This is a genomic window from Actinocatenispora comari, assembly GCF_017312725.1.
GTDB lineage: Bacteria > Actinomycetota > Actinomycetes > Mycobacteriales > Micromonosporaceae > Actinocatenispora > Actinocatenispora comari.
In genome coordinates this window covers 67,379-93,730 of the sequence record NZ_BOPO01000148.1, presented here as the reverse complement: position 1 = coordinate 93,730, position 26,352 = coordinate 67,379, and the positions used below count along the sequence as shown (strand labels likewise).

Annotated in this window: 20 protein-coding genes and 1 pseudogene; 9 read left to right on the top strand and 12 right to left on the bottom strand. The window is 72.4% G+C overall.

Features of this window, described 5'->3' with window-relative positions; translation table 11 throughout:
* Positions 1 to 428, bottom strand: a 428-nt coding sequence (locus NUM_RS34795; RefSeq protein ID WP_207129188.1) for an adenylate/guanylate cyclase domain-containing protein, incomplete at its 3' end; no start/stop codon positions are given.
* Between the two features lie 343 nt (positions 429 to 771).
* Between NUM_RS34795 and NUM_RS34790 the strand changes: the two genes are divergently transcribed.
* From NUM_RS34790 to NUM_RS34780, 3 genes are all read left to right on the top strand, one after another.
* Positions 772 to 1,857 (top strand): S-(hydroxymethyl)mycothiol dehydrogenase, encoded by a 1,086-nt coding sequence (locus tag NUM_RS34790; RefSeq protein ID WP_207129187.1) that lies wholly within the window; start codon positions 772 to 774, stop codon positions 1,855 to 1,857.
* Positions 1,858 to 1,865: 8 nt separating this feature from the next.
* Positions 1,866 to 2,492 carry an MBL fold metallo-hydrolase gene (locus NUM_RS34785; protein ID WP_207129186.1) on the top strand — a complete coding sequence of 209 codons (627 nt, stop codon included), beginning with the start codon at positions 1,866 to 1,868 and terminating at the stop codon, positions 2,490 to 2,492.
* 156 nt (positions 2,493 to 2,648) lie between these two features.
* Entirely contained in the window at positions 2,649 to 3,692 is a 1,044-nt protein-coding gene (locus tag NUM_RS34780) for a S1C family serine protease (RefSeq protein ID WP_207129185.1), read from the top strand.
* 152 nt (positions 3,693 to 3,844) lie between these two features.
* Here the strand turns inward: NUM_RS34780 and NUM_RS34775 are convergent.
* The 4 genes and pseudogenes from NUM_RS34775 to NUM_RS34750 all read right to left on the bottom strand — a co-directional run.
* Positions 3,845 to 4,861: pseudogene (locus NUM_RS34775) on the bottom strand (chitinase); the annotation flags it as partial.
* 116 nt (positions 4,862 to 4,977) lie between these two features.
* A complete protein-coding gene (locus NUM_RS34770; RefSeq protein WP_225919052.1) occupies positions 4,978 to 6,453 on the bottom strand; it encodes a chitinase in 1,476 nt (491 codons plus the stop codon).
* Between the two features lie 218 nt (positions 6,454 to 6,671).
* A complete protein-coding gene (locus tag NUM_RS37555; RefSeq protein ID WP_225919051.1) occupies positions 6,672 to 10,523 on the bottom strand; it encodes a glycosyl hydrolase family 18 protein in 3,852 nt (1,283 codons plus the stop codon).
* A 331-nt stretch (positions 10,524 to 10,854) separates the two neighbouring features.
* Positions 10,855 to 11,064 carry an FmdB family zinc ribbon protein gene (locus NUM_RS34750; RefSeq protein ID WP_207129183.1) on the bottom strand — a complete coding sequence of 70 codons (210 nt, stop codon included), beginning with the start codon at positions 11,062 to 11,064 and terminating at the stop codon, positions 10,855 to 10,857.
* 86 nt (positions 11,065 to 11,150) lie between these two features.
* On the opposite strand from NUM_RS34750, the gene NUM_RS34745 reads away from it, so the two are divergent.
* The 5 genes from NUM_RS34745 to NUM_RS34725 all read left to right on the top strand — a co-directional run bounded on the left by NUM_RS34745 (position 11,151) and on the right by NUM_RS34725 (position 15,741).
* Complete coding sequence (locus NUM_RS34745; protein WP_207129182.1) at positions 11,151 to 12,011, top strand: lytic transglycosylase domain-containing protein; 861 nt, start codon at positions 11,151 to 11,153, stop codon at positions 12,009 to 12,011.
* Positions 12,012 to 12,096: 85 nt separating this feature from the next.
* Entirely contained in the window at positions 12,097 to 12,969 is an 873-nt protein-coding gene (locus NUM_RS34740; protein WP_207129181.1) for an ABC transporter substrate-binding protein, read from the top strand.
* Positions 12,966 to 13,826 carry an amino acid ABC transporter permease gene (locus tag NUM_RS34735; protein WP_225919050.1) on the top strand — a complete coding sequence of 287 codons (861 nt, stop codon included), beginning with the start codon at positions 12,966 to 12,968 and terminating at the stop codon, positions 13,824 to 13,826. The genes NUM_RS34740 and NUM_RS34735 overlap by 4 nt, the downstream gene beginning before the upstream one ends.
* Positions 13,823 to 14,614 (top strand): amino acid ABC transporter ATP-binding protein, encoded by a 792-nt coding sequence (locus NUM_RS34730; protein WP_207129179.1) that lies wholly within the window; start codon positions 13,823 to 13,825, stop codon positions 14,612 to 14,614. The genes NUM_RS34735 and NUM_RS34730 overlap by 4 nt, the downstream gene beginning before the upstream one ends.
* A gap of 116 nt (positions 14,615 to 14,730) precedes the next feature.
* Entirely contained in the window at positions 14,731 to 15,741 is a 1,011-nt protein-coding gene (locus NUM_RS34725; RefSeq protein WP_225919049.1) for a GNAT family N-acetyltransferase, read from the top strand.
* A gap of 81 nt (positions 15,742 to 15,822) precedes the next feature.
* Here NUM_RS34725 and NUM_RS34720 read toward each other — a convergent pair whose 3' ends face one another.
* Positions 15,823 to 19,194, bottom strand: coding sequence for an NACHT domain-containing protein (locus NUM_RS34720; RefSeq protein WP_207129177.1), 3,372 nt, complete (start codon positions 19,192 to 19,194; stop codon positions 15,823 to 15,825).
* Positions 19,195 to 19,330: 136 nt separating this feature from the next.
* Positions 19,331 to 19,777 (bottom strand): MarR family winged helix-turn-helix transcriptional regulator, encoded by a 447-nt coding sequence (locus tag NUM_RS34715; protein ID WP_207129176.1) that lies wholly within the window; start codon positions 19,775 to 19,777, stop codon positions 19,331 to 19,333.
* A gap of 177 nt (positions 19,778 to 19,954) precedes the next feature.
* Between NUM_RS34715 and NUM_RS34710 the strand changes: the two genes are divergently transcribed.
* Positions 19,955 to 20,194, top strand: a complete 240-nt coding sequence (locus tag NUM_RS34710) for a hypothetical protein (protein ID WP_207129175.1) — start codon at positions 19,955 to 19,957, stop codon at positions 20,192 to 20,194.
* 57 nt (positions 20,195 to 20,251) lie between these two features.
* Here the strand turns inward: NUM_RS34710 and hemB are convergent, their stop codons facing one another.
* The 5 genes from hemB to NUM_RS34685 all read right to left on the bottom strand — a co-directional run bounded on the left by hemB (position 20,252) and on the right by NUM_RS34685 (position 25,982).
* Positions 20,252 to 21,235, bottom strand: coding sequence for a porphobilinogen synthase (hemB, locus tag NUM_RS34705; protein WP_207129192.1), 984 nt, complete (start codon positions 21,233 to 21,235; stop codon positions 20,252 to 20,254).
* Positions 21,236 to 21,299: 64 nt separating this feature from the next.
* On the bottom strand, positions 21,300 to 22,883 hold the full coding sequence (locus tag NUM_RS34700) for a bifunctional uroporphyrinogen-III C-methyltransferase/uroporphyrinogen-III synthase (RefSeq protein WP_207129174.1): 1,584 nt from the start codon (positions 22,881 to 22,883) through the stop codon (positions 21,300 to 21,302).
* Positions 22,880 to 23,806 (bottom strand): hydroxymethylbilane synthase, encoded by a 927-nt coding sequence (gene hemC, locus NUM_RS34695; RefSeq protein ID WP_207129173.1) that lies wholly within the window; start codon positions 23,804 to 23,806, stop codon positions 22,880 to 22,882. The genes NUM_RS34700 and hemC overlap by 4 nt, the downstream gene beginning before the upstream one ends.
* Positions 23,803 to 25,269, bottom strand: a complete 1,467-nt coding sequence (gene hemA, locus NUM_RS34690; protein ID WP_207129172.1) for a glutamyl-tRNA reductase — start codon at positions 25,267 to 25,269, stop codon at positions 23,803 to 23,805. Before hemA ends, hemC begins: the two co-directional genes overlap by 4 nt.
* Positions 25,266 to 25,982, bottom strand: coding sequence for a redox-sensing transcriptional repressor Rex (locus NUM_RS34685; protein WP_207129171.1), 717 nt, complete (start codon positions 25,980 to 25,982; stop codon positions 25,266 to 25,268). Before NUM_RS34685 ends, hemA begins: the two co-directional genes overlap by 4 nt.
* Positions 25,983 to 26,352: the final 370 nt, after the last annotated feature.

Here is a 26,352-nt window from a genome sequence, read left to right as displayed (position 1 = left end):
AGTCGGGCCGCGGTGGCGGCGGTGCACAGCACCTGGTCGCCGGCGGCCGCGGCGGCGACCCGGGCGGCCCGGTGCACCTCCAGGCTCGCGTACTCGCCGTCGGTGGCGACGGCGTGCCCGGTGTGCAGCCCCATCCGTACCCTGGGGCGCAGGTCCGGCGCCGGCCACGGGTGGGCGGCGAGGGCGCGCTGGGCGCGGATGCAGGCGCGTACCGCGTCGGCGGCGTCGGCGAAGGCGGCGAAGAACGAGTCGCCCTCGGTGAGCAGTTCCGCCCCGCCGGACTCGCCGAGACAGCGCCGCAGCAGCCGCCGATGCTCGCCGAGTACCGCCCGGTAGCCGGGCCCCAACGCGTGTGCGAGTCTGGTGGAGCCTTCGATGTCGGTGAACAGGAAGGTGACCAGACCGCTGGGCAGGCTGTCGTGGCTCATCGTCTTCTCCGCTGCTCGGCAATGGCCGTGCTGGTCGGGGCCCGCGCGACGGCCGCCGCCATCGTCGGATCCTCCACGGAGGTACGGCACCCGCGGCGCGATGATCGCCGGCACGGTCGCCGGCACTCGGCTCACCGGCAAGCGCGGTACCTCCTGCCCAACAGTTGATCTCACGGCGGCTCGGTGTACGCAACGAGGGCCCCCAGCACCAGTTGCGTACCCGCTCCCGGCCGGCCATCCTCCTCCAACCGGCGACCGAGTGCCGCGCGCTTCGGCCCGCGGGGCGCGGCCGTACCGGCGGGGGTCGTTGCGCCCAGCCGCGGGACAGGCCACGATCGCAGTCATGCCGCACGAGGTACGCGCAGTCCTGGCCACCGCCCGGGACACACCGGTCAGCGTCGAGACGATCACCGTGCCCGATCCGGGTCCGGGTGAGGCCCTGGTACGGGTGGCCGCCTGCGGGGTGTGCCACACCGACCTGCACTACCGCGACGGCGGGATCGGGGACGAGTTCCCGTACCTGCTGGGGCACGAGGCCGCCGGCACGGTCGAGGCGGTCGGCCCGGACGTCACCGAGGTCGCCCCGGGCGACTTCGTGATCCTCAACTGGCGCGCCGTGTGCGGCGTCTGCCGGGCCTGCCGGCGGGGCAGACCGTGGCTGTGTTTCGACACCCGCAACGCGACGCAGCGGATGACCCGCGCCGACGGTACGCCACTGTCCGCGGCGCTGGGTATCGGCGCGTTCGCCGAGCTCACGCTGGTCGCGGCCGGCCAGTGTACGAAGGTCGACGCGCAGACGCCGGCGACGGTGGCGGGCCTGCTCGGCTGCGGGGTGATGGCCGGGCTGGGCGCGGCGATCAACACCGGCCAGGTCGGCCGCGGCGACTCGGTCGCGGTGTTCGGCTGCGGCGGTGTCGGGGACGCGGCGATCGCGGGCGCGGCGCTGGCCGGCGCGACCACGGTGATCGCGGTCGACGTGGACGACCGCAAGCTCGACTGGGCCCGCACGTTCGGCGCCACCCACACGGTGAACTCGCGCAGCGCCGACCCGGTCGCCGAGATCCAGGCGTTGACCGGCGGGAACGGCGTGGACGTGGCGATCGAGGCGGTGGGCCGCCCGGAGACGTACCGGCAGGCGTTCTACGCCCGCGACCTCGCCGGCACGGTGGTGCTGGTCGGCGTGCCGACCCCGGAGATGACGCTGGAGCTGCCGTTGCTGGACGTGTTCGGCCGCGGCGGCGCGCTCAAGTCCTCCTGGTACGGCGACTGCCTGCCGAGCCGCGACTTCCCGATGCTGATCGAGCTGTACCGGCAGGGCCGGCTGCCGCTGGAGTCGTTCGTGTCCGAGACGATCGGCATCGACGACGTGGAGGCGGCGTTCGGCGCGATGCAGCGCGGCGAGGTGCTGCGCAGCGTCGTGGTGTTGTGAGCGCGCCGATGACCACGAGGATCGAGCAGATCGTCACCGACGGGGTGTTCGAGCTGGACGGCGGCCGGTGGGACGTGCAGAACAACGTCTGGCTGGTCGGCGACGCGCAGGAGTGCCTGCTGATCGACGCGCCGCACGACCCGGCGGCGATCGCCGAGCTGGTCGGCGGCCGGGACGTCGTCGCCATCGCCTGCACGCACGCGCACTCCGATCACGTGGACGCCGCGCTGGCGCTGTCCGAGCTGGTGGACGCGCCGGTGTTGCTGCACCCCGACGACCGGGTGCTGTGGGATCTGGTGCACCCCGACCACGCTCCGCACGCCGAGCTGGCCGACGGCGAGACGCTCACCGTGGCCGGCGTCGACCTGCGGGTACTGCACACGCCGGGGCACTCGCCCGGGTCGTGCTGCTTCCACGCGCCGGCGCTGTCGGCGGTGTTCACCGGCGACACGCTGTTCGAGGGCGGGCCGGGTGCGACCGGCCGGTCGTACTCGGACTTCGACACGATCGTCGCCTCGATCACCGACCGGCTGCTGACCCTGCCGGGTTCGACGACGGTACACACCGGGCACGGCTCACGAACCACGATCGCCGCCGAGGCCGCGAACGCCAGCCAGTGGCGCCGGCCCGAGTGACGCCGACGGCGTCGGGCCGACCCGTACCACCGGCGGACCGTGTCGGGTCGGCGTCGATCGGCTGACGCCTCGCCGGTCCGGGTGATCCGGGTCGGGTTGCCGGGGCGGTTCACCGAAACGGCCACACCGCGGCGCACAGGCTGGTAACCACGTGTCATGCGAGCGAAACGATCGGTGATGGTGGCGCTGCCGATGCTGCTGGCCGCGGTGCTCCTCGCCGGCTGCACGAACGGCAGCAAGAAGGACGGTTCCGGCGCGCCGGACAGCACCGCCGCGGCGGGTCAGGACGGGCAGAGCAGCTCGTACGAGAAGGTCGTGTCGAACGTGCTGCGCTCGGTGGTACAGATCAACACGTCCGAGGGGCTCGGCTCGGGTGTGGTGTACGACGACAAGGGCGACATCGTGACCAACGCGCACGTCGTCGGCGCCGCGAAGACGTTCCAGGTGACCACGGCGACCAGCCAGAAGCCGCTGTCGGCGACGCTGGTGGCGAGCTACCCGCCCAACGACATCGCGGTGATCAGGGTGTCCGGCGACCTGAAGGTACCGGCGGCCAAGTTCGGCGACTCCGGGAAGCTCAAGGTGGGCCAGCAGGTACTGGCGATGGGCAGCCCGCTGGGCCTGTCCGGTTCGGTGACCAACGGGATCGTCTCGGCGGTCGGCCGTACCGTGCAGGAGCCGCGCAGCGAAGGCAGCCCGGCCACCACGATCAGCGACATGGTGCAGACCTCCGCGGCGATCAACCCGGGCAACAGCGGCGGCGCCCTGGTCGACATGAACTCGCAGGTCGTCGGGGTGCCGACGCTGGCCGCGACGGACCAGCAGGAGGGTGGCGCCGCGCCGGGCATCGGTTTCGCGCTGTCCAGCAACACGGTCAAGCGGATCGCCGACCAGATCATCGAGAACGGGTCGGTCAGCAAGTCGGGGCGCGCGGCACTCGGCGTGACCGTACGGCCGGTGCTGAACCAGGACTACCAGCCGGCCGGTGCGGCGGTGGTGTCGGTGGAGAAGAACGGTCCGGCGGACAAGGCGGGCATCGAGCCGGGCGACGTGATCACCGCGGTCGGCGGCACCCAGGTGGCCGACGTCGGCCAGCTGACCACGGTCCTCGCCGAGCACAAGCCGGGCGACACCGTCGAGGTCACCTTGGACCGGGACGGCAACCAGCAGAAGATCAAGGTCGAACTCGGCGAGCAGTGACCGGTTGCCAGCGGTGGCGCACTCGGCAGGAACGGCGGTGACCGTCAACCACGGGTACGCGGCTGGCGCAGGGTCCGGCCGCTGCTGGCGCGTGAACAGGTACTCGGCGCCGGTCGGCGGCCCCGCCACGGTGGGGCGGGGCCGCCGACCGGTCAGCCGAAGTAGCTGTCGAAGTTGTCCGCGAACTCGTTGCCGCTGTAGGCGTCCCAGTTGATCGACCAGGTCATCAGCCCGCGCAGGTCGGCGTGGGCCCCGCCGCGCGGCTGGTAGGAGCCGCACGAGCTGCCCTTGGTCAGGCAGTCCAGCGCGTCGTCGAGGGTGGCGGGCGGCACGTACCCGTTACCCGCGTACGCGTCCGCCGGCGCACCGATCGCCACCTGGTCCGGCCGCAGCGGCGGGAACGCGTGGTGCGCACCGTCCGCGACCGGGAACCCGGCGAGCAGCATGTCGGTCATCGCGATGTGGAAGTCCGCGCCGCCCATCGTGTGGTACTGGTCGTCCAACCCCATGATCGGCCCGGAGTTGTAGTCCTGCACGGTGAGCAGCGTCAGGTCGTCGCGCAGCGCGTACAGCACCGGCAGCCAGGCGCCGGAGCGCGGATCGGACGTCCCGTTCGGCCCCGGGCCGTAGAACTGGTAGCCGAGCTGGACGAAGAACGTCTCCGGCGCAGCGGTCAGCACGAAACCGTTGCCGTACCGGGCTTTCAGCGCCTCGACCGCATCGATCAGGTTGACGATCGCGGGCGTGGTCGGGTGGGTGAGGTCGTCGTCGCCGGTGTTCAGCGACAGCGACTGGTTCTCGAAGTCGAGGTCCACCCCGTCCAGGTGCCAGCGGTCGATGATCGCCGACACCGAGTCGACGAACGCGTCCCGGGCCGCGGTCGTGGTCAGCCGCACCTCGCCGTTCGCGCCGCCGATGGACAGCAGCACCTTCTTGCCGGCGGCGCGCTTGGCGTCGATGCCGGCGAGGAAGTCGGCGTCGCTCTCCCGGTTCGGGCACTCGCTCGCCGGGCACCGGGTGAACGAGATCTGCCCCGACGTCGGCGAGCTCGCCGCACCGAACGCCAGGTCGATCACGTCCCAGGAGTCGGACACCTGGCTGATCGGCAGGTACCCGGATCCATTGGCGAAGCTGGCATGCAGGTACCCGACCAGCGCGTGCGCCGGCAGGTCCGCACTCGACGCAGCCGGCCGGTGCCGCGCCGCCGACGCGGGGATCGCCTGTGCCAGCACCGAACCGGCGAGCGTCAGTACCGTCACGGCGACGGTCCCCAGGACCCGGGCCCTCATGGCAGCGTGTCCAGGTGCGGGCCGACCGTGTTCGCGAACGCGTACCCGTTGCTCGCGTCCCAGTTGATCGACCAGGTCATCGCGCCGCGCACGGACCAGTGCGTGTCCGGCACGTACGAGCCGCAGTGGGTGCCGGTGGCCAGGCAGTCCAGCGCGTCGTTCACCGTGGACGGTGACACGTAGCCGCCGCCCGCGGCGGAACCGGACGCCGGCAGCCCGAGCCCGACCTGGCCGGGTGCCAGTCCGCCCTTCAACTGGATGCAGGCCAGCGCGGTGAGGAAGTTCTCGGTGCCCTGGCTGTACACGTTGCCGTCGCAGCCGAGCATCGAGCCGGAGTTGTAGTACTGCATGTTGTCGATCGTGAGCACGTCCTTCGCGGCGAGCGCGAGCTTGAAGTACTCCATCCCGGTGGACTGCATGTCGATGGTCTGCGGCGCCATCGTGATGATGGTGTCGCTGCCGCCGGCGGACGCGATCTGGTGCAGCGCCTGCGACATGTACGTGGCGTTGACGCCGTTCTCCAGATCGATGTCGACGCCGTCGAAGCCGTACTGCTGCATCAGCGCGGTGATGCTGCCGGCGAAGTTGCTGGCGGCGGTCGGGTCGGCGACGCTGATCGTGCCGTTCTGCCCGCCGACCGACAGGATCACCTTCTGGCCGCGGGCGTGCACGGTCGCCACGTCCGCCCTGAAGTCGGCGTCGGTGTACCCGCCGAGCTGGCCGGACAGCCCCGAGTCGACGGAGAACGTGACCGCACCCGGCTTGCTCGGGTCGGCGTTCGCGAACGCCACCGCGATCAGGTCGTAGCTTTCCGGTACGTCGGACAGCCGCAACGCCGTGGCACCGTTGTCGAAGTCCTGCCAGTACCCGGTGAGCACGTGCGTGGGCAGCTCGCCGGACGGCGGCGTCCCGCCACCGGAGGTCGTGGTCGCCGACACCGCGGCCGACCGCGGCGACTCACCGGCGGAGTTGTACGCGCTGACGGTGAAGCTGTAGGAGGTGCTCGCGGCGAGGCCGGTCACCGTCGCCGAGGTGCCGGTGACGGTGGCGACCGACGTCCCGTCCCGGTACACGTGGTAGCCGGTCACGTCGCCGCCCGGCGCGGTCCAGGACAGCGTGACGCTGGAGGAGGTGACGGCGCCGGCGGACAGCCCGGTCGGTGCGCCCGGCGCGGTGGTGCCGCCGCCGCCGTCGCACGCGCCGTCGTCGCGCCAGGGCCCCCACTCGGCGGCGCCGGGCGTCTCGCCCTGGGTCCACCACTTGGCGGTCCACTGGTGGTCGGCGTAGCTGACCTGGTCGCCGCCGACGTACACGGCGCTGGCGCTCCAGGCATCGGCGGTACAGCTGATCGCCGGAGCCGCGGCGGCCCCCGACGAGGCGGGTTTCGCCGCCGCCGCGGGGGTTGCGGTGCCGAGCAGTCCCGCGGCGAGCACCGCGCCCGCCGCAACGGCAAGGATTCTGGTTCTTCTCATGGTGGCCTCGGGTTTCTCGACCGCACCGGCGGTGCGGCGGTGCCCCGCCCCCGGTAGGGACGAGGGCGGGACGCCGTGGGGGGAGGGTGTGCAACGTGGGTCGGTGGTGCCGCGCCGCCATGCTCGACCCGGCACCACCGGGTCTGGGCGCCCGCGGGTCGCGGGCGACACCGGTCGAGCGCCGCGGGCCGGCTCCTGGCGGCCCGCGGCGCGGTCGGTCAGTGTCTGCGCGGGGTGACCGCGGCCGGCGGGGCGTAGGGTGCCGCGCCGGAACCGTCACCGTGCGCCGGTGACGCCTGGATCGAGTTGGTCGTGGCCGCACTCGACGGCGGCCCGAACACGCCCCAGGTGTCGGTGGCGTACTTCGAGCAGTCGGCGGGCTTGCCCTTGCCCGACTCGGACAGGATCTTCTCCAGCAGCGGCTGGCTCGCCGCCGTCTCGTCGTACGCCGAGAAGATCATCATGCCGCCCAGGCCGTTGCACTTCGCGTACGCGACATGGTCCACGATGGACTGTGGCGTGCTGCCGGCGTAGAACGTCGTGCCGTCGTAGTACCAGCCGGCCATCCGCACCGGGTCGTAGTACGCGGTGCCCGAGATCTCCTTCTGCAGCGCCACCCCGGGTACGTTGCCGGACAGCGGATGCGGCGCGCTCGGCCCGGTGGCCGTGCCGTACTCGCCGTGGTTGCTGCCGGCCGGCACGCCGGTCCAGCCCCGGTAGTACATCGGGATCCCGATCGTGAGCTTGTCGGCCGGGAAACCGCCGGGGATCGAGTACATCGGGTCGCCGACCGTGTAGGCCTTCAGCACCGTGTCCGAGTCGTACTGCTGGGTGCCGCCCGGCACCTGCGGCGACGGGTCGTCGGCGGACGGGAACAGCGGGTCCTGCAGGTTGGTCGGGCCGGTCGCGTCCCAGGCACCGTGCATGTCATAGGTCATCACGTTGCCGTAGTCCAGGTACTGGCCGATCTTGTCGGTCTGCACCTTGTCGATCTTGTCCTGGCCACCCGGCAGCGCCGCGGTCAGCAGGTAGTGCTTGCCGCCCAACGCATCCAGCTGGGACCGGAACTCCGCCAGCAGGGCGGTGTAGTTCGCGGTGTCGTTCGGGCTGTAGTGGTTGCCGACGTGGCCGGCGTCCGACGCCGGGTACTCCCAGTCGATGTCGAAGCCGTCGAAGATGCCGGCCGCGGTGCCCGGACCGCCGTAGCCACCGGCGGACGGGATGTTGCCCTTGATGAACATGTCGATGCAGGAACTGACGAACTTCTGCCGGGAGGCGCTCGTGGCCGCCGCGTCGGAGAAGTACTTCGAGTAGGTCCAGCCGCCGATCGACATGACGACCTTCAGGTTGGGGTGCCGGGCCTTCAGCTCCTGCAGCTGGTGGAAGTTGCCGACGATCGGCTGGTTGTACGTGTCGGCCGTACCGTCGACGCTGATGTCCGCGCCGAACGACTTCTGGTAGTCGGCGAACGCGTCGCCGGCACCGTCACCGGCGTTCGGGTCGGACTCGCCGCCCGGGTCCGGGGTCGACGCCTTGGTCGCCTCGAAGCAGGTCTTGCTGTTCGGGTCGATGTTCGCGAAGTCGTAGTTGATGACGTCGATGTTGTCCGCGTACCGGTCCAGATCCTTGAGGTAGTACGCGTTCTGGTAGATCGACCACTGGTCGAAGTAGATGATGTTCTTGTCGCCGGCGCCGGATCCGTTGATGTACCCGGACTTGCCGCCGTCGCCGCCGCCGGAGCTCGGCGTGGTCACCGACACCGCGGCGGTCTTCGGGCTCTCCCCGGCCGAGTTCACCGCGGTCACCTGGAACTGGTACGTGGTCTGCGCGGTCAGGCCGCTGACGGTGCTGCTGGTGCCGGTGGCCGACGCCACCTTCGTCCCGTCCCGGTAGACGTTGTAGCTGTCCACCGTGCCGCCCGGCGCGGTCCACGCCAGCGCCACCGTGGTCGCGCCGGTCGCGATCGCGGTCAGCCCGGTCGGCGCCGACGGCACGGTCCCGCCGCCACCGGACTGGGTCGTCACCGACACCGCGGCGGTCTTCGGGCTCTCCCCGGCCGAGTTCACCGCGGTCACCTGGAACTGGTACGTGGTCTGCGCGGTCAGGCCGCTGACGGTGCTGCTGGTGCCGGTGGCCGACGCCACCTTCGTCCCGTCCCGGTAGACGTTGTAGCTGTCCACCGTGCCGCCCGGCGCGGTCCACGCCAGCGCCACCGTGGTCGCGCCGGTCGCGATCGCGGTCAGCCCGGTCGGCGCCGACGGCACGGTCCCGCCGCCACCGGACTGGGTCGTCACCGACACCGCGGCGGTCTTCGGGCTCTCCCCGGCCGAGTTCACCGCGGTCACCTGGAACTGGTACGTGGTCTGCGCGGTCAGGCCGCTGACGGTGCTGCTGGTGCCGGTGGCCGACGCCACCTTCGTGCCGTCCTGGTAGATGTTGTAGCTGTCCACCGTGCCGCTCGGCGCGGTCCAGCTCAGCGCGACGGTGGTGGCGCCGGTGGCCGTCGCGGTCAGACCGGTCGGCGCCGCGGGGGCGGAGTCGCCGCCGCACACGCCGTCGTCCTGCCACGGACCCCATTCGGCGGCGCCGGGCGTCTCGCCCTGCGTCCACCACTTCGCCGTCCACGCGTGACCGTTGTAGCTGGCCTTGTCACCGCCGACGTACACCTTGGTCTTGTCCCAGGGTGCCGGGCAGGCCACGGCCGGCGCCACGTCCCTGCGGGCCGTCTTCTCGTACGCGAGCGCCGGCTTCTGGTACGCCAGCGCCGCGTCCGTCGTGGCCCCGCCCGCGGCGCTCGCGGACGCCGTGCTCGCGGCCGCCGTACTCGCGGTCGATGCCGCGGTGCAGGCGCCCTCGTCGGTCCACGGGCCCCACTCGCTCGCGCCGGGCTTCTCGTTCTGCGTCCACCACTTGGCCTTCCAGGTGTGGCCGTCGTAGGTCACCTCGGACCCGCCGGTGTACGCGGTGTTCGCGTCCCACGCCGCCGCGGTGCAGGTACCCGGGTCGGTACCGCCGCCGCCCGGCGGGGTGGTCGGTGGGTCGACGACCGTCGTCTGGTTGGCGAACGCGGTGGTGTAGGTGGTGAACTCCCACTTCTGCTGGGCCACGCTGGAGCACTCGCCGGACAGCTTCTGGTTCTCCGGCGGGTCGCACTCGCGGTCCCGGTTGGCCGACCAGTACGTGTACCGGCCGAGCTGGTGCGACAGGGCGTAGTTCAGCACGGTCTGGAAGTCGGCCTGCCGGAAGTACTCGGCGGCGTCGGTCCGGCCGTTCATGCTGGAGACGCCCTCGTGCTGGTAGGCGAAGTCGGAGTCCCAGCCGAGGTGGCTTTCCAGCAGCCCGTGGAACGCCTCCAGCGCCGCGGTCTGGCTCGCGCCGCCGCCGCCGAAGCCGTTGTCGAACGGCATGATGGAGAAGTTGGACGGGGTGAAGCCGATCGACTTGGCCGCATCGAGCAGCTGGGTGCCGAACCAGCCGGTGCCGGCCGTGGTGCCCGGCATGGTGACCGACACGTACAGCCCGGGGTTGTCCGACTGGAGCTGCTTCGCGGCGCCGAGCTCGCGGGCGATCGCGGCGGAGCTCTCGTACTCCGGCTCCTCCAGGTCGAAGTCGATCGCGTGCAGGTCGTACGCGTCGATCACCTTCTGGTACGCCGCCGCGGTGGACGCGACGTCCGAGCAGGCCTGGCCGAGCTTGGTGCCGTTGTAGCCGCCGACCGAGACCGACACGTCGCCGCCCCTGCCGCGGATGGTGTCGATCGCCGCGGTGATCGCCGGCGCCGAACCGATCGGCGTCTTGCCGTCCCAGGCCGGGTTGCAGCCGCCGTCGGAGAGGATGAACGCGAGCTGGAACGCCTTCTGCCCGGTCGCGTCCATGATCTCGGCCGGGTCCGGCGGGTTGTTGTCGGCCGGCATCAGGTACGGCGCGGCCGCGTACCAGTTCGTCGACAGCGCGGCGCTCGGCGCCACCTGTCTCGCTGCGGGTGCGGCGCTGCCCGCGGCTGCCGCGGCGCCGGCGAAGAGCACGCCCACCGCGGCGGCGCAGAGCGCCTTGCTGATCGGTCTGTGCACAGATCCTCCTCGGGGAGTCGGCCACGCGGCCGGGGGTAGCCGCGCGGATCTGTCGCAACCGGATGAACCTTCGGTGCCGATTTTTAGGAAAGTTTCCTTATAGTTTCGGGACCTTAATGTATTCGTCTTACCCCGTCAATCGCCGATTTCGGGCATCGTGCCCTAACAGGTGATCGGTCCCGAACGCGCGAAGTGTGGCCGCCGGGTGCGATCAGGCGCACCGTAGAGCGCGCAAAGACAACAAAACGGCCACACCCGCTCCGGGTGTGGCCGTCGAGGATCCCGCGGTGCGCCGGGTCGACGCCGGGGCTGCCGCGGGTGGTGCGCGCGGTCAGTGGCCGCAGCCGCAGGCGCCGCCGCAGCAGCCACCACCGGCCGCCGGGGCCGGCCCGCCGACACCGCCCAAAGCGACCGTGGACAGCAGTTTCACCGTGTCGGAGTGCCCCTCCGGACACACCGCCGGATCGGCCGAGGCGGACATCGGCCGGTCCAGCTCGAACGTGCGCGTGCAGTCGCGACAGCGGTACTCGTACCGAGGCATGGCGGGCACATCCTTCCGGTCCGACCGAGGCAAACAATCGACTGTACCGGTTGAGCGTGCCGGAAGGACCCGACATACTCGACGTCGTGGTACGGCTTGCACTCCCCTCGCTGCACATCCTCCGCTGGTCCGGCTGGCGCCGGCCGGCGGTACGGCTCGGCCTGACCGGTCTCGCCGCGGTCGCCGTCATCGGCGCCGTCGGCACGGTGGGCGGCTACGTCGTGCCCACCCTGACCGCGCACGACGGTGCGGCGAAGAAGGTGGCCGGCCCCGCCACGTCGACCAGCCCGGCGCCGGCCGGCGGGTTGCCCGGCGGCGGACCGCTCGGGCAGCCCAGCGGCACCCCGTCGCCGTCCGGCAGCGCCGCGCCGTCCACCGGCCCGGCCACCGTGTCCTCCTGGGCGCACAACCTGACCCGGCTCGGCATCTCGCAGGTCGCCCTGCAGGCGTACGGGTACGCCCAGGTGGTCACCGCGCAGGCCACCCCCGGCTGCCACCTGAGCTGGACCACCCTGGCCGGCATCGGCAAGATCGAGTCGAACCACGGTACGCACGGCAGCTCCCAGCTGAACGCCGACGGCAAGGCGATCCCGCCGATCTACGGCCCGCCGCTGGACGGGGCCCGCGGCGACAAGCTGATCAAGGACACCGACAAGGGCGTGCTGGACAACGACAAGGTGTACGACCGGGCCGTCGGCCCGATGCAGTTCCTGCCCGGCACCTGGACCAAGTGGGGCACCGACGCGGACGACGACGGCGTCGCCGACCCGCAGGACATCAACGACGCCGCCCTGTCCGCTGCTCGCTACCTGTGCGCGAACAACCACGACCTGTCGACCGGCGCGGGCTGGTGGCAGGCCATCCACTCGTACAACGACCTCGACAAGTACGCCTCGGACGTCTACGCGGCGGCCGACGCCTACGGGGTCGCCAGCCAGCAGGGCTGAACACCGGCCCTGACCTGGGCATCCAGCTGTCGGTACGCAGCACGGCCGGGTCCGGCATCGCGAACGGTTCACTTATGCTTCCGGCATGTCTTCACGCTCGCGCCGTACCCTCCTCGTCGCCGGTGCCGTCACGCTGGCCGCCGTCGGCGCCGGCTGCGCACCGCAGAGTTCGGACTCCGGTTCGTCGAAGTCCTCGGCCAAGGCGGCGTCCTGCACGCCGGACTCGCTGGCCACCAAGACCAAGGGCACGCTGACCGTCGCCACCGACAAGCCGGCGTACCCGCCGTGGTTCATCGACAACAAGCCGGCCAACGGCAAGGGCTACGAGTCGGCCGTCGCGTACGCGGTCGCCGACAAGCTCGGGTACGCCAAGGACAAGGTGACGTGGACGGTGGTGTCGTTCAACACCGCGATCGCGCCCGGCCCCAAGCAGTACGACATCGACGTGAACGAGTTCTCGATCTCGCCGGAGCGGCGCAAGGCCGTGGACTTCTCCTCCCCGTACTACGACGTGCGGCAGACGGTGGTCGCGCTGTCCTCGTCGAAGATCGCCAAAACGACCTCGGTGGCGGCGCTGAAGAACGCCAAACTCGGCGCGCAGGTCGGCACCACGAGCTACCAGGCGATCACCGAAACGGTCAAGCCCAGCGTGAAGCCGCAGGTGTTCAACAACAACGACGACGCCAAGAAGGCGCTGCAGAACGGCCAGATCGACGGCCTGGTCGTCGACCTGCCGACCGCGTTCGCGGTCACCGCGGAGATCAAGGGGTCCACGATCGTCGGCCAGCTGCCGAAGCTGTCCGGCAAGCCCGAGCAGTTCGGCATCGTACTGGACAAGGGCTCCCCGCTGACCGCCTGCGTCTCGAAGGCGGTCGACGGGCTGCAGTCGGACGGGACGCTCGCCGCGCTGCAGAAGAAGTGGCTGGCCGACACCGCGGGCGCGCCGGAGCTGCGGTGACCGGTACCGCCGCCGCGCCGGCACCGAGCGAGGTGCAGCGGGGCCGGCTCGCGTACCGGCGCCGACAGACCGTGAAGTCGGTGCTGGTCGCGGCCGGGTCCACGGTGGCGCTGGGCCTGATCCTGACCGTCGCGATCACCGGTGCGCCGGGGTTCGACCGGGTCCGCGAGTCGTTCTTCGATCCGAAGGTCGCGGCCGAGACGCTGCCGGACATCCTGGTCGGGCTGTGGCTCAACATCCGGCTGCTGGTGTGCTGCACGATCGGCGCGCTGATCCTCGGTTTGCTGATCGCGGTGCTGCGCACCCTGCGCGGGCCGGTGTTCTTCCCGTTCCGCGCGCTGGCGATCGGCTACACGTACTCGTTCCGCGGCGCGCCGCTGATCATCGTGCTGTACGTGCTGACCCTCGGCGTGCCCGGGCTGCGCCTCGCCGGTACCCCGTCGGTCGTGGTGCTGGGCGGGATCGCGCTGGTGATCACCTACGGCGCGTACATGGCCGAGGTGTTCCGGGCCGGCATCGAGTCGGTACACCCGTCGCAGCGGGCCGCGGCCCGGTCGCTGGGGCTGTCGTACCGGCAGTCGATGCGGTTCGTGGTGCTGCCGCAGGCGGTCCGGCGGGTCACACCGCCGCTGCTCAACGACGTGGTGTCGATGCAGAAGGACGTCGGGCTGATCTCGCTGGCCGGGCCGATCGACGCGATCCGGGCGGCGCAGATCGGGGTCGCCGAGCACTACAACTTCACCCCGTACATCGTTGCCGGCGCGCTGTTCGTGCTGATGGCGATCCCGCTGATCGCGGTGACCGACTGGGTGACGCTGCGATCGGCCCGCCGGCAGAGCGCGGACGGTGCGGCATGAGTACCGACGAGCCGGCCGGCCGCGGTCCGGCGGCCCCGGCGGACGGCACGGTGCTGTCCTGCGCCGGGGTGCGGAAGCGGTTCGGGTCCACCGAGGTACTCGCCGGGTTCGACCTGGCCGTGGCCGAGCACGAGGTGGTGGTGCTGATCGGCGCGTCCGGCTCGGGCAAGTCGACGCTGCTGCGCTGCGTCAACCTGCTGGAGGAGGTCGACGACGGCACCATCCACCTGGACGGCGAGCACATCACCGACCCGCGGATCAACCCGGACCGGGTGCGCCAGCGGATCGGTCTGGTCTTCCAGTCGTACAACCTGTTCCCGCACCTGAGCGTGCTGGACAACGTGACGCTGGCACCGCGCCGGGTGCACCGGATCGTGCGCGCGGCAGCTGAGGAGCGGGCGATGACCTGGCTGTCCCGGGTCGGGCTCGCCGACAAGGCCAAGGAGTACCCGGACCGGCTGTCCGGCGGGCAGCAGCAGCGGGTCGCGATCGTCCGGGCGCTGGTCAACTCGCCGCGGCTGCTGCTGCTCGACGAGGTCACCTCGGCGCTCGATCCGGAGCTGGTCGGCGAGGTGCTCACGATGGTGCGCGACCTGAAGTCGGACGGGATGACGATGCTGCTGGCCACGCACGAGATGGGGTTCGCGAAGCAGGTGGCCGACCGGGTCTGCTTCCTGTCCGAGGGACGGATCCTGGAGCAGGGCACGCCGGCGGAGGTGCTCGGCGACCCGCAGCAGCCGCGTACCCGGCAGTTCCTGCAACGCATCATCGAATCCGGGCGGCTGTGATTCGGCACCGTAACGCGTCTTTCGCGTAGTATGTCCGAATGATTATCTTCGACGACGGCAAAATAACCCGCCGCACACACTCGCGCACAGACTCCCCCATCGGGTAGGCAGGAGTGGTGCGGATCAGAGAGTGGGAGCCGGCCACCGCGTCGGACGCGGAGATCGACGCCTGGCTGCGGGTGTACAACGCGGCCATCGCCGCCGACGTGCCCGGCGAGCCACCGTGGCGCCGCGACCGGCTGCGCGACTACCTGTCCGCCGCGATGCCGATCGAACACCGCGCCGCCTGGATCGCCGAGGACCACGGCGAGCTGATCGGGTACGTCGGGGAGAACCTGCTCGGCTACGACATGGCCGGCACCGCCGTGATCGAACTGTTCACCGAGCCGGCCCACCGCCGGCGTGGCGTCGGCGGCGAGCTGCTCGCCGCCGCGGCCAGGCACGCCGCCACGCACGACCGCGAGCTGATCAGCACCGAGATCGTCGAGGGCACCCCGACCGTCGACTTCTACGCCGCGCACGGGTTCCGGCCCACCGTGGTCGAGGAGAGCAGCCTGCTCTCACTGTCCACTGTGGATTGGGAGCAGGTGACGGAGAAGTCCGGCCGGATCGGCGCCGGCTACCACATCGAGCACTTCCCCGACGGGCCACCGGAAACGCTGCTCGCCTCGTACGCGGACGCCAAGCTGATCACCCGGCACACCCCGGTCGCCGACGTCGAATGGCACGCCGGCTTCGAAGCCGACCGGATCCGCGACAGCCTGCGTACCCTCCGGGCGCGTGGCCTGCGGCCCTACGTCACCGTCGCCATCCACACCGCCAGCGGCGAGGTCGCCGGCCTCACCGAACTCGTCGTCCCGGCGCACCGCCCGGACCGCGCCGACCAGTACGACACGATCGTGGTGCCGGAACACCGCGGCTACGGGCTCGGGCTGACCATGAAGGCCCGGCTGCTGCTCGCGCTGCGCACCGCCGAACCGCAGGTCGCCACCGTGCAGACCTGGCAGCCGGTCGGCGACGAGCAGATGCTGCGGGTCAACGCCGAGCTCGGCTTCCGCCCGCACCGCCGCTGGTACGACTACGAGGCCCCGGTCTCCGCCGTCATCGAGTCCCGCCGCACCGCCTGAGCACGCAACTCCCGGCTCCCACAATGGATCCGTGATCTGGCGACGGCTCGTCAGGGTATGGCGTCGGCCGGGTCGAGCCGATCAGCTGCCTCGGCTGACGTGGCTGCCCCGGCCGAGGAGAAGGTCGACCAGCCCGGCCGAGGGGGTGCCGCCGGCCGCGGGATCCGGCCACGGAAGCGGCGTTCCCGGATGCGCGGACCGGAACAACCAGCCGGCCCGGCGCAGCACGTGCTGGTCCTCGCCGGTGAAGCTGGCCGGGTCGAGCGAGCCGAGGAACTCGGCCGCCTCGTCGTCCTCGACGCCCGCCCCCGCCTCGTGCAGGGCAATCCAGATACGCAGCCGCAACGGGCCGGGGTCGGCCGCGAGCAGGGCGGCGACCGGCCCGGCGGACAGCACCCGCCAGACCGCAGACAGCTCGCGACCACGGGCGATCGCCTCGACCGCGGCGGCGAACGCGGCCGAACCGCGTGCGCCGTCGCCCCGCAGGTCGGGTGCGACGGCCGCCAGTACCTCCCGGCACAGCCGGTCGTCCAGCCCGTGCGCATCCCGAGCCAGCCAGCCGAGCAGCAGGACCCGAACCCTCGGCCCGGCGAGGACGGACGGCACGGCCGACAGCACCGTGCGATACAGCGCGGGTAATTCACCGCGGGTCGACCCGCTGCGATCGGCCAGTGCCAGTGCGATCAACGGCTGTGCCAGCGGGATCAGCTGCCCGTACGGTCCGCGGATCGCCCAGGACTCGCCGGTGAGCCGTACCAGCGGGGCGAGCGTCTGCCGGGCGATGTCGCTGTGCAGGTCGGCGGTGAAGCCGAGGTTGCGCAGGGCGCTGGGCCAGTCGCCGAAGTTGGCCCGCACCGGCGTCGAGCCTCGCTCCCGGTCCAGGTGCCAGTTGAGATCGTGCGCGGTCCGGGGCCGGCCGGGCGAGCGACCGGGCAGCGGCAAGTGCTCCAGCGAGAGGCGCAGATCGCTGCGCCCTTCGTGGCGGATCTGTTCCACCGTGACGGCGCCGGTGAACCGGCGGAACGCGCCGAAGCTGAGCGACGACTGCCACTGGAGCGCGTGGTGGCGCCAGGCGCGCCGCGGCTCCTCGTCCGGCCACAGCTCGCCGGCCCGGACCGTGCCGCTGGTGGCCAGTACCAACAGCATCAGGTTGGCCCGGTAGATCGCCAACCGCGCCACCAGCGCCCGCGGCACCGGCCGGTAGTCGCCGTACCCGCGGGGCCTGTCGTCGTCGCCGTTGAGCGCCAGGACCAGCGCGGCCCGCATCTCCTGACGGTCGCTCGCGCCCAGCCGGGCGATCAGGAACGGCAGCACGTTCTCCTGGTCGCACATCGACACGAACGACAGCAGCGCCCACAGCACATCGTCGTCCACGGTGGACCGTGAGGCGAGGTGCAGGGCCGACCGGCGGGTCAGCAGCGTGGACACCAGCTCGCTGATCAGCCGGGCGATCAGGTACTCGCCGAAGGTGGCGTGCAGGAACTCGTAGGTCTCCAGGTGCTCGGTGCTGCGGCGGGCGACGGAGCGCTGGATGAAGAAGAAGCGCCCGAGAACGCGGTCGGCGGCGGTGAGCGGTGCCCGGAAGCCGGTCGCGGGGACCTCGTCGGTGTGCACCCCCAACGCGGCGAGATCGGCGTCCAGCTCGGTGGCCGTCACCCACTGGCGCCCGCGGTTGAACATCGCGAACGCCACCAGCGACAGCCGCTGGAGCTCCTGCTCGGTCCGCGCGGCGAGTTGCTCGTCCGGCAGCGACTCACCCCGCTTGCGTACCTCACGGCGGGCGAACGTGGCGAGCAGCCGCTCGTACAGACCGGCTTCGTCGATGCCGTCCGCGTCCGCGTGCCGGAGGGCGTTGTCCTCCGCGTCGTACAGCGCGAGCATCTGCAGCAGCAGCGGCTGGGTCGACAGCTGCCGGTACCGCAGCGCGACGTCCGCGGTGAGCGCGCGGATGCGGCCGGCGAAGTGCGCGTCGTTGACCCGGTGCCAGACCGCCAACCACTCGGTGACGTGCGCGGCGCCGAACGGTTCCAGCCGCACCAGCGTGGTACCGGCCGGGTACCGGACCCGGGCCGCGACGGCGGTGCGGCTGGTCACCAGTACCGCGACCGGCCGGCCCTGCTCCGCCTCCCGCGCCTGGAACCGGGCCACCCGTTCCAGGTAGTCCGCCTGGTTCACGCCCGTCGCCTGCAACAGCTCGTCGAACCCGTCCAGCAGGACGACCGGCAACGCGTCACCGGCCGAGCGCACCAGTTCGGGCCAGCCGACGTGGTCGCCGGTCGCCGCGTAGATGGCGTCCTCGATCTGCGCCTGCAGTTCGACGTCGGCGCGCACGCTGCGCAGCACCACCCGGATCGGCAGGAAGTCGGCCGCCGGCAGCCGGGCCGCGAGCACCTGGGTGAGCACCGACTTGCCCGCACCCGGCTGGCCCAGCACCAGCAGCGGCGCCTCGGTCGCGGCCGGACCGGTCAGGTAGCCGGCGAAGTACCGCGGCAGGTCGGCCCGCACCTCGCAGCAGGACCAGGCGTCCTCGTCGGCGGACTGTCCGGTCACCGTCAGCAGCCGGAAGTGCGGGTCGAGGTACGCCTCGCCGAGGGTCGGCATCCGCAACCCGTCCGGCAGATCCCGGTCGGTCAGCGCCGGCCGACCAAGCTGGGCCTGGTACGCCCGGGCGAGTGCCGCCCGGCGCTCGCCCGGGGCCCGGCCGCCGGGCACCCGACGCAGCAGCTCGGCCAGGTCGGACAGCGAGTGGCCGAGCCGGCGCACCTCGGCGCGGGTGTGCTCGTGGTCCAGCTGCGCGGCCCAGAAGCCGAACTCGGGCACGTCGACGGCGAGCCTGCGGTACAGCTCGGCGTACCGGTCGCCGGCCCGCTCGGCCAGCGGGTCGCCGCACCGCGAGAGCACCTCGGCGCGCTGGGTGTCGGTCAGCTCGTCCCACACCGCCAGGCCCTGAACGAAACCGGTCAGCCGGCGCCCCATCGCCGCGAACCTCGGCCGGTGCGCGGCCGCCAGCCCCGGGAAGCCGGCGAGGTCACCGTCGCCGAGCAACAGGTCGAGGTCGCCGGCCTCCGCCTGCCCCGGCTGCCGAGGCTCGGCCGCCCGGTGGCGTTCGGCCCGGGTCAGGTGCAGCCGGTCGGTGTCGAACGGCAGGTCCAGCTCGTCGAAGGCCTCGAAGAAGGCGGTGACGACCAGGACGGTGTGCGCGGCGAGCAGACGCTGGGTGCGGTCGTACCGGGTGGTACCGGCGAGGCGGTCGGACAGCCGGCCGAGCAACGGGCCGGCGAGCCGCAGCACCTCGCCCTTGACGTCGAACAGGCTGAGTACCGGGCTGGCCAGCCCACCGGTGGCCACGGTGGCGCCGAGCAGCGCGCCACCCAGCGCCCGGTCGAGCCCGGCGAGCAGGCTCCGCTCCGGTGCCAGCAGCGTGACCGCGTCCCGGTAGCCGACCGATCGCATCCAGTCTCCCCGTTCGTCGGGTTCGGCAATCACCCCATGATGGCAGCAACGGGCAGCAATCCCGGATTCCCCGCTCGCTCCGCTCGACGTCCGGGCCACGTGCCGCGGCCCGGCGCGCCCGGGGCGACGGTGGCGATCAGCTGGGCAGGTCGAGGTTGGTGGCGACGCGGGCGAGGGCGGTACGGAAGCTGGCCCGGTCCGGTGCGCTCAGCCCGGCGAGCAGGTCGCGCTCCATCGACCGGGACAGCCGGGTGCACGCGGCGAGCAGTTCGGTGCCGCGCGGGGTGAGCCGGAGCGCCTGGCGGCGGCGGTCGGCGGGGTCACGGACGCGCTCCACCGCGCCGATCCGTTCCAGGTGGTCGGCGATCCGGACGATCAGGCTCGGCGCCACGCCCATCGTCCGGGCCAGGTCGAGCTGCGAGGTGGCCGGGGCGGACGCGAGCAGGGCGAGGACGCCGACGTGCTTCGGTTTCAGGTCGTACCCGGCGATCTCGGCCGCGAAGCGCTCGGTCACCACGGCGCCGACGACCCTGAGCCGGAACGCCGAGGTACCGAGCAGGGGCGAGGGGTCGGCGTCGGTCATGACCAGCATGCTAGCGCTCCGGAATCATTTACGCCGTGAATGATTTGACGGCCGCCCGAGCCGCCGTTCGGGAGCGTGCAGATTGCGGAATGCGTCTGGTTCGTGACAGTTCCGTCATGAACCCCGGGGGTGCGCGTCGCACAGAGGTCAGCCCCCCGGCCCGGAAGGTGATCGACCATGAGTCATTCCGCGATCCACTACGGCACCCCGCACGCCGGCGACCAGGTCTGGATCTCGCCGGCCGCCGGAATCCACGGCCAGGGCTCCTGGTGGGCGCTGGTCGTGTCGACCAGCCCGGCACTCATCAAGGGCGCCGTTTACCTGCGGGTGGTACCACTCGACGACGTCGACGGCGACGCCCGGGTGCGGGAGTTCTACGCCCGCACCGCGGGCCTGCTGATCCGCCGCTGCGGCTGACCGGCACCGGCGCCGGCCCGGCGGCCGCCGGCGACAGCGCGGCCGCCCGCGCCGCGCTCAGTACCCGGCGCGGAGCAGCGCGGTGGCCTCGGTCGCCCAGTACGTGAGGATCTGCTGGGCGCCGGCCCGCCGGATCGAGGTCAGCATCTCCAGGATGGTGCGGTCCCGGTCGAGCCAGCCGTTCGCGAACGCCGCCTCGGCCATCGCGTACTCGCCGGAGACCTGGTAGGCGGCCACCGGAACGTCGACGGCGGCGCGCACCGCGGCCACCACGTCCAGGTAGGGCAGCGCCGGTTTGACCATGACCAGGTCGGCGCCCTCGGCGACGTCGAGCGCGACCTCGCGCAGCGCCTCCCGGCCGTTCCCCGGATCCTGCTGGTACGCGCGGCGGTCGCCCTGCAGGGCCGACTCCACCGCCTCGCGGAACGGACCGAAGAACGCCGAGGCGTACTTCGCCGCGTAGGCGAGGATGCCGACGTCGGTGTGGCCGGCCGCGTCCAGCGCCTCGCGCACCACGCCGACCTGGCCGTCCATCATGCCGCTGGTGCCGACCAGGTGCACCCCGGCCTCGGCCTGGCAGACCGCCATGTCCGCGTACCGGGTGAGCGTCGCGTCGTTGTCCACCCGGCCCCGCGCGTCGAGCACCCCGCAGTGGCCGTGCGAGGTGAACTCGTCCAGGCACAGGTCGGACATCACCACGGTGGCGTCGCCGACCTCGGCGGCCACGTCCCGGAGGGCGACGTTGAGGATGCCGTCCGGGTCGGTGCCCGCGGAGCCCACCTCGTCCCGGGTCAGCGGCACGCCGTAGAGCATGATGCCGCCGACGCCGGCCTCGACGGCCTCGACGACCGTCTTGCGCAGCGAGTCGCGGGTGTGCTGCAGCACGCCGGGCATCGACGGCACCGGCTTCGGCTCGGCGATCCCCTCCCGTACGAACAGCGGCAGGATCAGGTCGGCCGGCCGCACCACGGTCTCGGCCACCAACCGGCGCATCGCCGGGGTGGTCCGCAACCGGCGCGGCCGTACGTCCGGGTACATCAGCTTCTCCTGGAGGTCGGTGGGCGACCCGTCGGTCGGTGCTGGCACGCCGGCCGGGGGCCGACGGTCAGCGGAAGCGCAGCGCGGAAGGGCCCTGCACCTTGGAGCCACGGCGCTGCTTGGGCGGCATCTGGGCGAGCTTCTCCTTCAGCTCGACCGCGTACTCGGCGAGCGCCTCCACCTCGTCGGTGATCGACGCGTGCTCCGGCTGCACGTCCACCCGCAGCCCGAACTCGACGGCGGTCTCCGCGGTCTTCGGCCCGATGCAGGCCACGACCGTACGGGCGTGCGGCTTGCCGGCGATGCCGACCAGGTTGCGCACCGTGGAGGACGAGGTGAACAGCACCGCGTCGAACCCGCCGGACTTGATCGCGTCCCGGATGTCGGCCGGCGGCGGCGCCGCGCGCACGGTGCGGTAGGCGGTGACGTCGTCGACCTCCCAGCCGCGCTCGACCAGGCCGGCGGCGAGCGTCTCGGTGGCGATGTCGGCGCGCGGCAGCAGTACCCGGCCCACCGGGTCGAGCACGTCGTCGAACGGCGGGAACTCGCCCAGCAGCCCGTCGGAGGACTGGTCACCGGCCGGCACCAGCTCGGGCTGGATGCCGAACCCGCGGACCGCCTCGGCGGTCGCGTCGCCGATGCAGGCGATCTTGACGCCGCCGAAGTGCCGGGCGTCCAGCCCGTGCTCGGCGAACTTCTCCCACACCGCGCGCACCGCGTTGGTGGAGGTGAACACGATCCACGCGTACCGCCCGTCGACCAGGCCCTTGATCGCGCGCTCCATCTGCGCCGGGGTACGCGGCGGTTCGACGGCGATGGTGGGCACCTCGGACGGGATCGCGCCGTACACCCGCAGCCGGGCGGACATCGCGCCGGCCTGCTCCTTGGTGCGCGGCACCAGCACCTTCCAGCCGTACAGCGGGCGGTTCTCCCACCAGCCGAGCTTGTCGCGCTGCGGCACCCCGCCGCCGAGGGTCAGCACCACCGGACCGCCGAAGCCCAGCGCCGCCTCCACGAAACTGTCCACAGTGGACGACGTAGTGTACTGCGTCTCGCCGGTGCCGTCGCCGGTCACCGCGACCGGCACGCCGCCGTCGACGCCCGCGGCGAGCAGCCCGTCGCGTACCTGGGCGAGGCTGCCGGCGTCCACCGTCAGCGCCAGCGAGGACTGGTCGCCGGCCCCGCCGAGCGCCGCCGCCACCGCGTCGAAGTCGAGGTTGACCACGTCGTCCGCGTCCACCTCGGTCCGCACCGGGCCGGGCGGCATCCCCGCGTACGAGGCGACCGCGGAGGCGTGGCTGATCCCCGGCACCACCTCGAACGGCACCGCGCTGCGCGACACCGCCTGGATCTCCTTCACCACCGAGTCGTGCCCGTACGGGTCGCCGGCCACCAGCCGGACCGCGGACAGCCCGGAGCGGGCCGCGGACAGCAGCACCTTGGCGATGTCGCCGGGCGCGCCCTCCGCGGGGCTGCGCTCCGCCCCCTCGGGCAGCACGGCGGACAGCAGGACTTCGGGCACCGACCGGTCGTACACCACGTGGTCGGCTGCGGCCACCGCCTCCGCCGCCCGCCGGGTGAGCAGGCCCGGGTCACCGGGACCGGCGCCCACCACGGTGATGCGGCCGACGGACTTACGCGCGCGGGTCATCGTGCACTCTCCAACAAGGATTCAGCGCCAGCGTCGAGCAGCTCGGCGGCAAGCCGCCGGCCGACCGACTCGGCGTCGGCGGGCGTTCCGGTACCGAGGCGACGGATCGACGTACTGCCGTCGAGCGTCACCACGACACCGCGCAGGGAAAGGACCCCGTCCGTCACCGTGGCGTACCCACCGACCGGGGCGGTGCAACCCGCCTCCAGTGCGGCGAGCAGGGCGCGCTCGGCGAGCACCGCGGCGCGGGTCGCCGGATGGTCCAGCGCACCCACCGTCGCGGTCAGCTCGGCGTCGGTGACCCGGCACTCCACCGCCAGCGCACCCTGCGCCGGCGCGGGGAGTACCACGTCGGGGTCGAGAAACTCGGTCACCTCGGTGAGCCGGCCGAGGCGCTGCAGGCCGGCCGCGGCCACCACCACGGCGTCCAGCTCACCGGACTCCACCTTGCGGAGCCGGGTGTCCACGTTGCCGCGGATCGGCACGCAGGTCAGCCCGGCGCCCAGCGCGTTGAGCTGGGCCATCCGGCGCGGCGCACCGGTACCGATCCGGGCGCCGGCGGGCAGCTTCGCGAGGCCCACGCCGTCCGCGGCGACCAGCACGTCGCGCGGGTCGGCGCGCTCCGGCACCGCCGCGATCACCAGCCCGGGGGCCGGCTCGGTCGGCAGGTCCTTGTACGAGTGGACGGCCACGTCGATGTCGCCGGCGGTCAGCGCGTCCCGCAGCGCGGACACGAACACGCCCACCCCGAGCCGCTGTACCGGCGCGGCGGACCGGTCGCCGGTGGTCACCACCTCGACCAGCTCCACCGGGCGGCCGCTGGCCGCCTGCAGCGCGTCCGCCACCTGCTGCGACTGCGCCACCGCGAGCGCACTGCCGCGGGTGCCCAGCCGTATCGGCCGGGCCGCTGAACTGCCCGTCACCCGATCTCTCCGTCCTCACGTACCTCGGTGCCGCTGATCGGCCTGCTCTCGGTGGGCGCCACCCGGATCGCCTCGGCCGCGACGCCGTCCGCCACGTCCAGGTCGAACAGCTCGCGCAGGACCTCCGCGTACCGGTCCCCGCCAGGCTCGGCGGCCAGCTGTCGAACCCGGACCGTCGGCTGGTGCAACAGGCGTTGTACCACCCGATGCACCGTGCGGGCCATTTCGGCGCGCTGCGCGTCGGTCAGCTCCGGCCGGCGCTGGGCCAGCCGGCGCAGCTCGGCGCTGACCACGTCGTCCGCCCGGCCTCGCAGCGCGGCGACCGTGGGTGCCACGTTCGCACTGCGCAGGAAGCCGAGGAAGGCGTCCAACTCGTCGGCGACGATGCGTTCCGCCGCCGGCACCGAACCCTCCGCCGCGAACGACGCGGCGCTGGCGGCCGGGGCCGCCGTCCGCGCCGACCCGCCGCCGAGGTCCGACGCCAGCGTGCCGCCGGCCGGGGCCGACGGGTCGTCCGCGCTGTCCAACGACGAACCGAGCTGTTCGATGTCCACCACGACCGCGCCGGGCAGCTCGGCCACCCCGGCCTCGACGTCTCGCGGTACCGCGAGATCCAGCAGCAGCAACGGATCGCCGTCGCGCAGCCGGGTCGCCTCGGCGACCAGCTCGGCGCCGAACACGTGGCCGGTCGAGGCGGTCGCGGACACCACCAGGTCGGCCGCGGCGAGTTCGCCGGCCAGGTCGGTCAGGCCGACCGGGCGGCCGCCGTGGTGGCCGGCGAGCCGGCGGGCCCGGTCCAGGCCGCGGTTGGCGATCACCAGCTCGCCCACCCCGTACCGGGAGAGGGTGGCGGCGGACAGGGCACCCATCGCGCCGGCGCCGACGACCAGCGCGCGGCGACCGGGCAGCCACTGTTCTGCGGTGGTGTCGGCGACCTGGCCGACACCGAGCGACAGCGCCGCGGTCAGCACGTTCTGGCCGGCCCGGTCGATGCCGGTCTCGGAGTGCACCCGCTTGCCGACCCGCAGGGCCTGCTGCAGCAGCTCGTGCAGCAGCCGGCCGGGCGCCTCGGCGTCCCGGGCCACCGCGTACGCGTCGCGCAGCTGGCCGAGGATCTGTGCCTCGCCGACGACCATCGAGTCGAGCCCGCCGGCGACCCGGAACGCGTGCCGGACCGCCTCGTCGTCGTAGTGCACGTACAGGTGGTTGGCGAGCGCGGCGACGTCGCAGCCGGCCCGGTCGGCCAGCTCGGCGCCGATGTCCGCGAGCGCACCGTGGAACGCGGTGACCGCCGCGTACACCTCCACCCGGTTGCAGGTGGACAGCACGACGGCCTCGGCCAGGTACGGCCGGGCCAGCAGCCGGTGCAGCAGCTCGGGCAGGTCGCCGCCCGGTACGGACAGCTTCTCCAGCAGCTCGACCGGTGCGGTGCGGTGCGACAGTCCGACGACGAGCAGGTTCACGACCCGGTCGCCTCCCCGGCGGGCTGCTCCGGCGGGACCGGCAGCGCCGTCAGCGCCTTCCGGTGCTCGTGGAACGACAGGATTTGCATCTCCACCGCCAGGTCCACCTTCCGCACGTCCACCCCGCTCGGCACGTTGAGTACGCAGGGTGCGAAGTTCAGGATGCTGGTCACGCCGGCGCCGACCAGCTGGTCGGCCACCTGCTGAGCGGCCCGCGCGGGGGTGGCGATCACGCCGATCGAGATGCCCTCCGCGGCCACCACCTCGGCCAGCTCGTCGATGTGGCGCACCACCAGTGTGCCGATCCGCTCGCCGATCTGGGACCGCTCGGCGTCGAACAGCGCGGCGACGGAGAACCCGCGGCTGGCGAACCCGCCGTACCCGGCGAGGGCGTGACCGAGGTTACCGATGCCGACCAGGGCCACCTTGCGGTGCTTGGTGAGCCCGAGCACCGCCTCGATCTGGGTGATCAGCAGCGCCACGTCGTAGCCGACACCCCGCGTGCCGTACGAGCCGAGGTGGGAGAGGTCCTTGCGCAGTTTCGCCGAGTTCACCCCGGCGGCGGTGGCCAGACCCTCGCTGGACACCGTGTCGTGCCCCTCCTGCGCCAGGCCGTGCAGGGCGCGGAGGTATTCGGGCAGCCGGGCCACGGTGGCCTCGGGCAGGTCCGGGAACACGGGGCTCGCTGAACTGTCGGTGCGCTGCTGACTCATCTGACTCTCGGTTGCGATCCTCGGCGTCCCAGCGTACGACCGGCACGGCGGGGCCGGGCCAGTCGCGGGTGAAGCAGCGGCGCCGACGGTGACGGGCACGTCGAGCTGATCGTGCGGACCCGTTGACACACCGCGGTCACGGTGTGGTAGGTCTCGCGCCGTTGCCCGCCAGCGTATGCGTTTGTGAACGCACGCACAAATCGCGATCTTGACAGTTCGTCATCGATCACGCACGGAACGGCGTATCTTGGCGCCGCGATCGACCCCGTTTGCGACGTACGCCACCAAACCGCCCACCCGGTATCGGGTGGCGTGGGCCACGGTCGGTGGGGTTGGCCCCAGGGCAGGCTCGCCGGGCCGCCCGATGGGA